Below are 12,745 nucleotides of genomic sequence, written 5' to 3' on the forward strand. Positions count from 1 at the left end.
CTGCGCGTGAGTGGAGCACTGCTGCTGCAAAGCCTGATCCTCGGCATCCTGCTGGGAGGGCTCTACGCCCTCCTGGCGGCCGGGCTCACGCTGTACTTCGGGATCATGCGCGTCGTCATGATCGCGCACTCGGCCTTCCTCATCCTGGCCGCCTACCTCGCCTGGTGGTTCAACCGGGAGACGGGCATCGATCCGCTGGTGTCGCTCGTGGTCACCGTGCCGCTGTTCTTCGTGACCGGCGTCGTGATGCAGCGTCTGCTGGTGTCGAGGCTCAAGCCCCTGACCCTGACCATGATGTCGGTGCTGCTCACCTTCGCGGTGGCGCTCATCATCGAGGGAGCGCTCGGGTTCTTCTTCTCCGGCACCCAACGCCGCATCCCGCTGCCGTACGCGAGCGCGAGCCTCGAGGTCTTCGGCGCGCAGGTTCCGGTGGTCAAGCTCATCGCCTTCGGTCTCGCGGCCGTGGCCCTCGCCCTCCTGTTCGTGCTGCTCAAGTACACCAAGTTCGGCCAGGCGCTGCGGGCGACGATCCAGCACCCCGAGGCTGCACGGCTGGTCGGCATCAACACCGACCGCGTCGCCGGCTACGGATTCGGGCTCGGACTCGCGACGGCGGCGATCGGGGGCACCGCGCTCTCGCTCGACGCCACGATCTACCCCTCGCTGCACTGGCACTGGATCGGCCCGCTCATGGCGATCATCGTCGTCGGCGGCCTCGGCAGCATCCCCGGTGCCGCCATCGCCGCCCTCGTGCTCGGGGTCGCGCAGAGCCTGCTCCAGCTCCCGCTGGGGCCGACGTGGGCGCAGACGATCTTCTACGTCGCCCTGTTCGCCACGCTCATGTTCCGTCCGCAAGGTTTCTTCGGAGGTCGTCTTGCCCAGCGTTTCTAGCCGAGAGCCGATCGCCACCGAGACGGTCGTGATCGCTCCACCCGCCCCGGTCCGCAGGACCTCCACGAAGTGGGTGAACATCGTCCTCCTGATCGTGGGGGCGGCGCTCGTCCTCTCGTTCCCCACCATCGCCCCGAACCCCTACATCCTGTCGGCGGGCGTGGTGATCCTCAACTACGCCGTGCTGTCGACCGGGTGGAACTTCATGGGCGGCTTCACGGGGTACATCTCCCTCGGCCACGCCGCCTACTTCGGGCTCGGAGCCTATGGCACCGGGCTGCTGATCAAGTACCTCGACCTCCCGGGATTCCTGGCCTGGATCCTGGCCGCGGTCCTCGTGGCGGTCATCGCGATCCCGATCGGCATCGCGGCCCTCCGCGTGCGCGGAGCCTCGTTCGTGATCGTCTCGATCGCCTTCGTGCTGATCATGCTCCTGGTGTTCCAGAGCTGGCGGGATGTGACCGGCGGATCGGAGGGACTGAACGTCCCGCGTCCGTTCGACGTGCTGCGGCCGGAGCACCACCGCATCTTCTACTATCTGTTCGCCGGCCTCCTCGCGGTGGCCCTCGTGGCGTGGTGGATCATCGACCGGTCGAAGTTCGGCACGGCGCTGAAGTCCATCCGCGAAGACGAGGACAAAGCCCAGGCGCTGGGCGTGCCGACGACGAGGTACAAGCTGATCGCCTACGTGCTGTCGGCCCTGTTCGTCTCGCTCGGCGGCGGACTCTACGCCCTCTGGTTCGGCGACCTGGATCCGATCTTCCAGTTCTCGATCCTGATCGGCTCGTACATGGTGCTGATGGCGCTGCTCGGCGGGGTGCGGAACCTCTTCGGTCCCCTGCTCGGAGCGGTCGTCGTCGGCATCGCGCTGGAGTACTTCAAGCTCGAGTTCGGCGACACGCAGTTCCACCTGATCGCGACGGGCATCCTGCTCGGCATCGTCGTGCTCTTCATGCCGGACGGCATCATCCCGGCGGTGAAGGGCCTCTTCACCCGGTCGTCGAGCGCCGCGTCGATCCGTGAGGTGACCGCCGGCGAGCTGCTGGAGCAGAACAGGACGCGAACAGCGGATGCCTCGACGAAGGAGACGTCGTCATGAATGCCCCCACGGCTCAGCACACAGCCGCTCAGCCCACAGCCACGCTCGAGAGCCTCAGCACCGTCGCGATGACGAAGTCGTTCGGCGGCGTCACAGCGGTCGACGGCGCCACGGTCACGTTCCAGGAGGGCAAGGTCAACGGACTGATCGGGCCGAACGGCTCCGGGAAGACCACCTTCTTCAACTGCGTGACCGGCATGATCAAGCCGGACTCCGGAGAAGTGCGCTATCGAGGACAGGCGATCACGCGCAAGTCACCCGACCGCATCGCACGCGCGGGCATCGGACGCAGCTTCCAGCTGTGCCGGGTGTTCCCCCGCATGACGGTGATGGAGAACCTGCTCGTTGCCGTGCGCAGCACGAGCATCCGTCAGCAGCTGCGCTCGGCCCACGACCCCGATGAGCTGGAGCGGGCGCGCGGTTGGCTGCGGCGCGTCGGCATCGACCACCTCGAGCACGCCGAGGCGCGCAACCTCAGCTACGGCCAGCAGAAGCTGCTCGAACTGGCCGGCGTGCTCATGGGCGAACCCGACACGATCATGCTCGACGAGCCGGCAGGAGGTGTGAACCCCGCCCTCATCGGACGCATCGCCACCCTGGTGCGCGAGCTCAACGACGAGGGCAAGACGTTCATCATCGTCGAGCACAACATGGAGATGGTCATGAGCCTGTGCGATCACGTCGTGGTGTTCGACCGCGGTCGCCAGATCGCCGAGGGAACGCCGGAGATCATCCAGCAAGACCCGCGAGTCCTGGAGGCCTACCTTGGAGTCTGAAACGAAGAACCTGCTCGAGCTGCGTGACATCGAGGCGGGCTACGGACGTGCCGCTCTCGTGCTCAGGGGTCTCACGGTCGAAGTGCCACCGGGATCGGTGGTGTGCCTGGTCGGCCCGAACGGCGCCGGCAAATCGACCGTGCTCAAGGTGGCCAGCGGCATGCTCAAGCCCCGATCCGGACACATCACCGTCGACGGCCGGGACATCACGGGCGAGGGGCCGCAGTCGATGCTGCGTCACGGACTCGCGCACGTCTTGCAGGGGCACAGCGTCTTCCGCGAGATGACGGTCGGCGAGAACGTGATGCTGGGTGCCTTCACCCTGAAGGACCAGAAGGTCATCCAGGAGCGCGTCGAGTTCGTGCAGAACCTCTTCCCCATCGTGGGGGAGCGGTGGAAGCAGCTCGCGGGCCTCCTGTCCGGCGGTCAGCAGAAGCAGGTGGAGTTCGCGCGGTCGCTCATGGTCAGCCCCAAGGTGGTTCTGCTCGATGAGCCGTCGATGGGGCTCGACCCGAAGACGACCGAGAAGGTGTTCGAGCAGATCGTGCGGATGCGCGATGCAGGGACCGCCGTGCTGCTCGTGGAGCAGAATGCGCGGCGGGCCCTCGAGACCGCTGACATCGGGTGCGTCCTCGACCTCGGCCGGGTGCACATCTCGGGCCCCGCGTCCGAGCTGCTCGCCGACCCGACCCTGGCCGCACTGTATCTCGGCGGCAAACCTTCGGTCGCCGACGCGGGCTGATCCTCGGCGGAAGGAGGCAGTCGCTGCCTCCTTCCGCCTCTCTCGTCCATTCGGCGGAAGCGCTTGCGAGAGCGCTTCCGCCCTGAGCTGCAGTACCGCTTCACGTCTTCCCCGCTGCAGTGCCGCCCCGGGGAAGGGGCACGAACCATCGGCACGACACCGCACGACGACGACGTTGAGAGGTTTCTGATGCACGAACGAATCATGCGACCCGCAAGCTCGAGCACCCGGTCGGCGGCACCACCCCCTCGATCCTTCGGGGTGCGACGAACAGGTGCGCTGGTCGCTGCAGCGGCCGTCGTCGGAGCCCTGCTGACCGCGACGCCCGCTGCCGCAGCGGAGCCTTTCACCGAGCTGATCGATTTCGAGACGTACGAGCGCGTGGCGCTGAACGGTCAGGACGGATGGGCGGCGTCGGCGGCCCCGCGCGTGATCGCCGATCCGCTGAACGGCAACAACCAGGTCGTCGAGTCCGTCGGGGGAGGGCAGCAGTCGTATCGCGCCATTCCCGCCATCGCGGAGGGAGACACCGGCACACTGTTCTTCCGGTTCCTCCGCACCGGCAGCGTCGACACCTCGTTCGGGCTCACCGACGTGGATGCGCCGAACGACTACGCGAACAGTCGGGCCTACGTGAACAACCAGAACGACGACGTGCTGCGCGTGCGCGACGGCGGCGCCTTCAAGCCCGCCGGCGTGTGGTCGAAGGACGCCTGGCAGTGCGTGTGGATCGTCGCCGACAACGCGACCGACAAGGTCACCGTGTACAGCCAGGGTGGCGCGTACGAGGAGCAGACCCGCCTCCCGGAGGGGACAGAGCAGCAGTTCGGCTTCCGGCAGGCCGTGAACGGCGCGCTCGACCGGTTCTTCTGGAAGAACGGCGCCACGAGCACCGGGCGCCTGCTCCTCGACGACGTCGCGGTCGACAACACCGGGGAGAACCTCGCGATCGCGACGGGCAACCCCGGCGACTGCGCGCCCGGCGACACGGCGAGCGAGCCGCTGCTCAACCCGCTTCCCGACCCCGCACTCGCCGATCTCGGCATCGAGGTGACCGAGCTCGCGCAGCTGCCGAAGTCGCAGACGACGCCGGCCACGCAGGATCAGCGCCTGGTGCGCCACAACCGCATCACGCACCTCGATGAGGTGCCGGACGACTCCGGTCGGCTGATGGTCCCCGACAACAACGACATCCTCTACCTGGTCGCCAAGGAATCGGGCGAGTACGTGCCGTACCTCAACGTCCGCAACGAGTTCATCGACAACTTCCACAACAGCGCGGGGCTCGGAACGGGTCTCGGATCCGCCGAGTTCCACCCCGACTTCGCCGAGAACGGGCTGTTCTACACCGTTCACACCGAGGGCGGCACGGCGCTGACCGAAGACACTCCCGACTTCCCGGCCTTCGGCACCACGGCATTCCACAGTGTGATCACCGAATGGAAGGCGAGCGATCCCTCCGCTGAGACCTTCTCGGGAACGCACCGCGAGGTGATGCGGATCCCCTTCGCCGGACGCGTGCACACCGTGCAGCAGATCGCGTTCAACCCGACCGTGTCCGCGGGCGACGCCGACTACGGCAACCTGTACATCCTCGTCGGCGACGGCGGCAACGGTGTGGGCAACGGCAACCCGCAGGACCTGGCGACGCCGCAGGGGAAGATCCTGCGCGTGAATCCGACAGGCGACGACAGCGAGAACGGCGAGTACGGCGTGCCGGGGGACAACCCGTTCGTCGACGAGGCCGGTGCTCTTCCCGAGATCTACGCCGTCGGCATGCGCGACCCGCACCGCATCAGCTGGGACCCCGAGGGTGACCACACCATGTACCTCGCGCACATCGGCGAATGGCAGGTCGAGTCGGTCTATGCCGTCGAGCCGGGAGACAACTTCGGCTGGTCGGTGCGCGAAGGCTCCTTCCTGGCGGAGAACCGACAGATCTTCCCGCTGCCGGAGGACGACGCCGAGAACGGCTTCACCTATCCGGTGGCCGCCTACGACCACAACCGCGACCCCGGTCAGACCGGTGACGCGGGAGTGGCCGTGAACGGCGGGTTCGTCTACCGCGGCGAGATCCCCGAGCTGCAGGGGCGATACCTCTTCACCGATCTGGTGCGCGGCTGGGTGCTCTCCACGGACGCCGCGGAGATGGTGCGCAATGACGGCGACATCGCCGACCTCGCCACGATCGAGGAGCTGCGAGTCTTCGCCGACGGCGTGGAGACCACGTTCCAGGAGCTGGTGGGCGACAAGCGCGTCGACCTGCGGTTCGGCTCCGATGCCGACGGCGAGCTCTACCTGGTGTCCAAGGCGAACGGCAAGATCTGGAAGGTGACGGGTGCGCGTTCGGTCGATGAGCCGGCCAACCCGTTCGTCCTCCCGGCGCTCGCGCCGAACCTCGTCACGCATCACGACTTCGATCACCCGGATGACGCGAAGCCGACGGTCGAGCTCGACCAGGGACGCTCCGGCACCCCCATCTCGCTGATCAACGGCGGAGTGGAGATGCGGGTCGCGGATCGCGCCTACCCGGGTGCGGGCGACGCGCTGCAGACGCAGCAGATGAGTCCGCGCACCGCCTCGAACGACGACTGGAAGGCGGGCATCTACGACGCGAAGGGTGTGGAGTCGCTCGACCGATTCGCCGATACCGACAAGGCGTCCGTCATGGGCTGGTTCAAGCCGACCGGTGACCACCCTGCCCTGAACTCGGGGACCGCGAATCCCGACGACGTGTACAACGCCATCGGCCTCGCGGGTGTGCTCACCGGCACCTCCGACGGACATGCCGTGCGGGCGCTGCTCGAGGTCATCACCGTCGACGGCGAACTCAAGCTCGTGGCACTCGGGCGCCGCGTCGACGGTGCCGGCTCCTGGACGTTCGCGGCTGACCTGCCCTGGAACGAGATCCTCAAGAAGGGGCAGTGGGTGCATCTCGCCGCGACCTTCGACTTCGCCGCGGGTGAGATGAAGCTGTTCATGAACGGCGAGGAACTCGCGGGGAAGTACACCGCGGCGAATCCGTGGGGAGAGGGGTCCACGTCAGACACCGCGCCGGCCGGCATCAAGATCGGCGGGAGCTTCCCGCAGAACACGAAGGAGGCCAACCCGTTCAACGGACGGATGGATGACATCATGCTGCTCGACACGGTGCCGACGCCGGAACAGGTTGCCGCGCAGTACGCGCTGTACGCGGTGCCGCCCGTCGTGCCGCCGGCCCCGCCCGCGTGCACTCCGGACGGGGAGACCCTCACCGATGTGATGGCGAAGGACGACTGGGCGCCGCGGACTCCGGCGAAGTGGAGTTTCCCCGGTGACGAGGTCGTGCTCACCGAGGCGGGAACCAACCCGAACGACGGGATCCGCCGACCGTTCGAGTACGCCGTGCTCACGCAGGGTGAAGAGCTCGGCTCGTTCGACCTCACCGGGCAGGTGCGGCTGGACGAGAAGGCATCGGTCAACAACCGCGACGTCATCATCGTCTTCGGGTGGAAGTCGGACACGGAGTACTACTACGCGCACCTCTCGCAGGACAACTCGATCTACCCGCACAACGGCATCTTCAAGGTGGACAAGGCCGACCGGGAGCGGATCGACGACCAGTGGGACGGCGCTGTCGGTGCACCGCCGGCGGTCACCGACGAGGAGTGGCACGACGTGCGCGTGCTCCGTTGTGCCGACAGCGGCGACATCGCCGTCTACGTCGACGGGCTCGACACCCCGCTGATGACCGCGAACGACAAGACCTTCCCCGAGGGGCGGGTGGGCTTCGGCTCGTTCGACAACTTCGGGCGTCTTCGCGACCTCTCGGTCACGGCCGCTGCCGAGGACACCACCGCACCCGTCGCGACCGTCAAGAGCGGGCCCGACTTCACGGTCGGACGTGACGGCGTCTACAGCAAGGTGTCGTTCAAGCTCCAGGATGCCGGCAAGATCGATCGGCTGACGCTCAACGGCGTCGAGAAGGATCTGACGAACGATGTCTGGTCCGACCTGAACTCGGTGGTGCCAGGGGCGTTCGGCGCAGTGGAAGGGTCCAACACGCTCGTTGTGTACGACGTGGCCGGCAACACGGCCACCGTGAACTTCACGCTCGATGTCACCGCCCCCACGGTCACGGTCAAGGACGGCGGACAGTTCACCGTCGGGGCCGACGGCGCCCACAGTCTGGTGTCGTACAAGCTCCACGACGCGGGCAAGGTGGATCGACTGACCCTCAACGGGGTGGCGAAGGATCTGACGGACAACGTCTGGTCCGACCTCAACTTCGTGAAGCCTGGAGCCTTCGGAGCCGTCGCCGGGGCGAACACCCTGGTCGTGTACGACGTCGCGGGAAACGCTGCGACCGTCCCGTTCACGCTGACGGCCACAGCCGGATAGCGGGGGTCCGGACAGCGGCAGTCCGGACAGCAGCAGTGGAGACTCGAGCCGGCACCGCCGGCTCGAGTCTCCACGCGCCCCGTCCTCGATAGCATGGCCGTTCCCCCCTTTCGCACGGCACACGAGGATGGTTCTGCGTGGCATCTCGGCTTTCGGAGACCGCGGAATCGTCGAGCAGACCGCTGTCCGCGTCTCGCTACATCCTCCGCTCCCGGCTCCTGCGCGGAGTCTTCGTCAGCCTGGTCATCTCCGGTATCGGGATCTCCGTCACCGTCCCGCAGATCACGCTGTTCCTCGTGGGAGAGCTGCATCTGTCCACGGCTCAGGCCGGCCTCTACTTCCTGACCAACCTCACCGCGCCGATCGCCGGATACCTCGTGGGCTCACTGTCCGACCGCGCCGGCTCGCGACTGCTGGTCTTCCGGCTCTCCGCCATCGCGGGGTTCCTCGGATGGGTCCTGATGGCGGTCGCCATGCAGGCGTGGATGCCGTTCGCCATCAACATGCTGCTGCTGAGCACAGCCGGAGCGGGGGCGGCGCAGTTGCAGGCCGCGGTGCGGGACGAGCTCAACCGAAGGCCGACGCCCGCCGACAACGAGGTCGTCGCCGTGATGCGGATGGCCATGGCGTTCGGGTGGATCGTCGGGCCGGTCATCGGCGCCGTCCTTGGCGCTGTCATCGGTCTGCGTCCCCTGCTGCTCGTGACCGGCTTCTGCGTGCTGCTCTCGCTCGTGCCCCTCATCGGTGTGAAGTCCGACTCGGCCGCGGCACGGCGGGCGCTGTCCACGCCGATCCGTGAGCCAGGCCAGGCCGTCTCCTCGCCCACCGAGCCGCCCGTTCCGCACCCGCGCTCCATGTTGCCCCTCCTGGTCTTCACCGCGATCTACGTGCTCATCATGTGCGGTGAGACCGTGAAGCTCGCCTACCTGCCGCTGTACATGGACGGCGAGCTGCGCGTCGACGCCGGCGTGCGCGGGGCGATCATCGGCTTCCAGCCCCTCGTCGAGCTCCTCCTCATGCCGTTCGCCGCACGACTCGCGACACGCTTCGGCCTCGCCCGCGTGCTCACGGCAGGTGCGCTGATGGCGGTCGCCGCGCACATCTCCTATGCCGCGGCGGGCCAGATCACGCCGCACATCGTCCCGCTCATCGTGGGGCAGGTGCTGATGGCAGGAGTGATCGCCACCTTCGGAGTGCTGGGCATCACCGTGGCCCAACGCCTCGTCCCCACCCGCGTCGGCATGGCCACGAGCGTCTTCATGAGCTCCTATGCGATCAACGCCGCCGTCGGAGGCTTCGTGGGAAGCATCGGCTCGCTGTGGCTCGGCCTTCCCCAGCTGTTCTGGATCCCCGCCGCGATCTCCGCCGTCGGGGGCGTCGCGCTGCTCATCCTGAACTCCCGCGTTCCGCTCGATCCGCCCGCACGCGACCACTGACCTGTCGCGGCGCCGCTATCCGGCGTTCGGACGCACGCAGGTGTCCTGGGCCGCGCTCTGCCCGTCGACGTTCGACGGCAGGGTGTTCGCATCGGGCCGTGTCGTATCGGGCTGTGTCGTATCGGGTGGCGTCGTCTCCGCGCCCTCGGAGTCGTCGGACGGCGGGGTGGCCGGCGCGGCGAGCTCGCTGCCACGGCCGGTGTGGTCGGAGCTGATGCTCACCGTCTCACCGGAGATCACCCGCTCCATCAGCGCGGCGGCCGACTGCTCGTCGGGGACGACGCGGTCACCCGCGGGAAGGTGAGGGTACGACACGAACGCGATGTTCTCGAGCGGTAGGTCGCTGAAGACCTTCGCCATCGAGGCGAGCGTGCCGAGGTCGGCGAGCGGGGTCGACAGCGTCATGTTCCTGGTCGCCGCGTCGGCGATGCCGTACAGCTTCACCGGGTCGGTCAGGGTCGACTGGTCACGGAGCGTCCGCACGAGCGAGGAGAGGAACACCTGCTGGGTCGAGATGCGAGCCAGATCGCTCCCGTCCCCGATGCCGTAGCGCGAACGCAGAAGCGCCAGGGCCTGCTCGCCGCTGAGGTCGTAGGTCCCGGCCTCGGGGATCTCCAGTCCGGAGTGGCGATCGTGGACGGGGCCGGCGAAGCAGATCGGCACGCCGCCGACGGCGTTCGAGGCATCGATCACCCCCGTGAAGCTGATCTCCGCCGCGTACGCGAGATCGATACCGGTGAGGGCCGTGACCGTCGAGGCGACGCAGCCCAGCCCGCCGCGGGAGAGCGACTCGTTGAACTGCACCCGGTGCCCCGCAGCCCACGTCTTCCCGGTGTCGGGATCGCTGCAGGAGGGCATGTCGACGAGCAGGTCGCGGGGGAAGGAGATCACGGTCGCCGCGTCGTGAGCGTCGTTCACGTGCAGCAGCAGGGTGACGTCGTTCCGGCTGCCTTCGACGTCTCCGCCCTCTCCGTACTGGGCTCCCTGCCCCGCGCGGCCGTCCGAGCCGACGAGCAGCACATCGAATGCGCCGTCGAAATCCGCCACGACGGGAGGCTCATCCGTACGGGCGGGGTGCAGTTCGACCGTGGTGACGTTCTGGGACAGCCGGAGCGCCGCGACGGCCACCGTGCCCCCGCCGATGACCAGGACCGCGACGGCGGCCAGGGTGAGGAAGCGCCGGAGGCGCCTCCGGCGCCGTCGGCTCGGAGCAGGAAGCGGGGGAAGACTCATGGGGAAGACCTCTCGGCATCGGCGAGCAGCCAGTGTCGAGCACGAATGTCACACGAGTGTCACAGCCGAGGAACGGTCACCCGGAAGGTCGCGCCCGGGGATCCGGACAGCAGCGCGAGATCACCGCCGAGGAGGCGGGCGTTGTCACGAGCGATCGCGAGTCCGAGTCCGGTCCCGGCGCCGTCCGAGCGCGACCGATCCGTCGTGACGAACCGGTCGAACACCCGCTCGCTGTCGGCGCCGGCGATGCCGGGCCCGTGGTCGCCGACGTCGATGTGCAGCACGTCACCGTCCTCCCGCACGCGGATGACGACCGGCGGGCGCCCGTGGCGGGAGGCGTTCGTGAGCAGATTGGCCACCACGGTGTGCAGTCGTGCCGCATCGGTACGCAGTCGCAGGCTCGGCGCGACCGACAGCTCGTCGACGTCGACTCCCGTCGTGTCGACCACATCGGCGAGCAGGTCGTGCAGCACCACGGTCGTGCGGTGCACGCGTGCGACTCCGGCGTCGAGGCGGGAGAGCTCGAGCAGGTGCTCGATCAGGGTGTGCAGCCGGCGCGTCCCCGTGCGCACGACCGCTGTGGCGACCGCTCGCTCCTCGGCCGTCGTCTGCTCGTCGTCGTCGAGCATCTCGTCGACCGCCATCATCGAGGTGAGGGGGGTGCGCAGCTCGTGGGCGACGTCGCTCACGAGCTGCCTCGACTCCGCCTCGCGCTGTCGAAGCCGCCCGATGGTGTCGCCCAGGCGTTCCGAAGAGAGGCGGAGTGCGTCGGCCACACGGTCGACGTCGTCGAACGACGCCTTCCACGCCGGAGGGCCCTCGCCGGAGCCCACGGCCCGCGCCGTGTCGACGAGGCGGCGGAGCGGACGCGTCAGCGCACCGCCCAGCAGGCGCTCGAGCAGGACGACGAGGACCACGACGCCCGCGCTGAGGAGCACCCCGGAGACGACCAGCTCCCGCACCTGCTCCTGCTGCGGCTGCATCGAGTACGCGGTGACCACGGCGAGGCGGCCGCTCGGGTCCTGGGGGAGGTCGTCGCGGACGACGGAGACGAAGAACACCTCTCGGTCGTCGAGCGTGGTCATCAGCGAGGTCACCTCGCCGGAGCGGCGGCTGTCGTCGATGCGCAGGGCGTCCGGCACCTGATCCGGTCGGAGCTCGCCCGCGCTGCGGCCACTGCCGAGGTCGATGATGACCGTCTCGCCGGGGAGGATCTCGGCGTAGTAGCTCCACGTGTCTTCGGGAGACACCGTGGAGATGGACGTGAACAGGGCATCCGCCGTCGTCGAGAACTCGTCGAGCAGACCCTGCTGCCTGGACTCGTAGACGATCCTGCCCGCGGTGAAGACGACGACGCCGGTGACGAGGACGGAGACGGCGACCGTGCTGCCGATGAGGGCGAGGGCGATGGCGGTGCGGAGCGTGAGCCGGCGACGGGCCGTCATCGCAGCCGGTATCCGATCCCGCGCACGGTCTCCAGCTGCGGAGTCGCGACGTTCGCAGCGGTCAGCTTCGCACGCAGCCGCTGGATGGCGGTGTCGACGACGCGGGAGGTGTCGGGCGGTGACTGCGCCCAGACGGCGTCGATCAGGCGCGAACGGCTGAGGGTGTGCCCGTCGTTCAGCGCCAGCTCATGCAGCAGGCGGAACTCGGTCGCGCTCAGCGGCAGGGCCTCGCCCCCCGCCAGAGCTTCCGCCGAGTCCTCGTGCAGCTCGAGGGATCCGACCCGCAGCGGCTCCGCGCTGAGCCGGGAGCTGCGACGCAGAACCGTCCGAAGACGCGCCTCGAGCACGGCCACGCTGACCGGCTTGGCGATGTAATCGTCCGCTCCCGCGTCGAGACCGACGACGACGTCGGCATCCTCGTCACGGGCGGTCAGCATCACGGTGGGGAAGCCCCAGCGCGCCCGGATCTCCCGGCACAGCGAGAACCCGTCGCCGTCGGGGAGCATGACGTCGATGATCGCGACGTCGGGGGTCGTGCGTTCCGCGAGCAGGCGTGCGGAGGCGACGTCCTCGGCGGTCTCGACGGTGTGACCGCGACGTCGCAGCGCGGTGGTGAAACCGAGACGGATCTCCGCGTCGTCGTCCACGAGCATGACCTTCATCCCACCCCACCTCCCGGACACCGCGCGCTTGCGATGATAGACGGCGGCGCCCGTGCATCTGCTCCGAGCAGGGGCGCCGAG

General features: G+C 68.4%; 9 protein-coding genes. 6 read left to right on the top strand and 3 right to left on the bottom strand.

The window, feature by feature from the left end; translation table 11 throughout:
- The first annotated feature begins 6 nt into the window (after positions 1 to 6).
- From FFS56_RS12780 to FFS56_RS12805, 6 genes are all read left to right on the top strand, one after another.
- Entirely contained in the window at positions 7 to 891 is an 885-nt protein-coding gene (locus FFS56_RS12780; protein ID WP_046747637.1) for a branched-chain amino acid ABC transporter permease, read from the top strand.
- Complete coding sequence (locus FFS56_RS12785; protein WP_231589676.1) at positions 875 to 1,990, top strand: branched-chain amino acid ABC transporter permease; 1,116 nt, start codon at positions 875 to 877, stop codon at positions 1,988 to 1,990. The genes FFS56_RS12780 and FFS56_RS12785 overlap by 17 nt, the downstream gene beginning before the upstream one ends.
- Positions 1,987 to 2,766: an ABC transporter ATP-binding protein gene (locus FFS56_RS12790; protein ID WP_046747638.1), complete on the top strand. Its 780-nt coding sequence runs from the start codon at positions 1,987 to 1,989 to the stop codon at positions 2,764 to 2,766. Before FFS56_RS12785 ends, FFS56_RS12790 begins: the two co-directional genes overlap by 4 nt.
- Positions 2,756 to 3,508 (top strand): ABC transporter ATP-binding protein, encoded by a 753-nt coding sequence (locus FFS56_RS12795; RefSeq protein ID WP_046747639.1) that lies wholly within the window; start codon positions 2,756 to 2,758, stop codon positions 3,506 to 3,508. The genes FFS56_RS12790 and FFS56_RS12795 overlap by 11 nt, the downstream gene beginning before the upstream one ends.
- A gap of 261 nt (positions 3,509 to 3,769) precedes the next feature.
- Positions 3,770 to 7,888, top strand: coding sequence for a PQQ-dependent sugar dehydrogenase (locus tag FFS56_RS12800; RefSeq protein WP_249352982.1), 4,119 nt, complete (start codon positions 3,770 to 3,772; stop codon positions 7,886 to 7,888).
- Positions 7,889 to 8,025: 137 nt separating this feature from the next.
- Entirely contained in the window at positions 8,026 to 9,324 is a 1,299-nt protein-coding gene (locus FFS56_RS12805) for an MFS transporter (protein WP_127012669.1), read from the top strand.
- 15 nt (positions 9,325 to 9,339) lie between these two features.
- Here FFS56_RS12805 and FFS56_RS12810 read toward each other — a convergent pair whose 3' ends face one another.
- The 3 genes from FFS56_RS12810 to FFS56_RS12820 are packed head-to-tail and all read right to left on the bottom strand — an operon-like array spanning position 9,340 to position 12,664.
- A complete protein-coding gene (locus FFS56_RS12810) occupies positions 9,340 to 10,557 on the bottom strand; it encodes an LCP family protein (protein ID WP_127012668.1) in 1,218 nt (405 codons plus the stop codon).
- A gap of 59 nt (positions 10,558 to 10,616) precedes the next feature.
- On the bottom strand, positions 10,617 to 12,002 hold the full coding sequence (locus FFS56_RS12815) for a HAMP domain-containing sensor histidine kinase (protein WP_052748685.1): 1,386 nt from the start codon (positions 12,000 to 12,002) through the stop codon (positions 10,617 to 10,619).
- On the bottom strand, positions 11,999 to 12,664 hold the full coding sequence (locus tag FFS56_RS12820; protein WP_127012667.1) for a response regulator transcription factor: 666 nt from the start codon (positions 12,662 to 12,664) through the stop codon (positions 11,999 to 12,001). The genes FFS56_RS12815 and FFS56_RS12820 overlap by 4 nt, the downstream gene beginning before the upstream one ends.
- Positions 12,665 to 12,745 lie beyond the last annotated feature (81 nt).

This window comes from Microbacterium sp. Beta (assembly GCF_005502545.1).
Taxonomy (GTDB): Bacteria; Actinomycetota; Actinomycetes; order Actinomycetales; family Microbacteriaceae; genus Microbacterium; species Microbacterium oxydans.

What these genes read in the sequence shown, in the direction of transcription:
- FFS56_RS12790 (WP_046747638.1), top strand. Translation starts at nt 1,987, where the DNA reads ATGAATGCCCCCACGGCTCAGCACACAGCCGCTCAGCCCACAGCCACG.
- FFS56_RS12810 (WP_127012668.1), bottom strand. Translation starts at nt 10,557, where the DNA reads ATGAGTCTTCCCCCGCTTCCTGCTCCGAGCCGACGGCGCCGGAGGCGC.
- FFS56_RS12815 (WP_052748685.1), bottom strand. Translation starts at nt 12,002, where the DNA reads ATGACGGCCCGTCGCCGGCTCACGCTCCGCACCGCCATCGCCCTCGCC.
- FFS56_RS12820 (WP_127012667.1), bottom strand. Translation starts at nt 12,664, where the DNA reads ATGAAGGTCATGCTCGTGGACGACGACGCGGAGATCCGTCTCGGTTTC.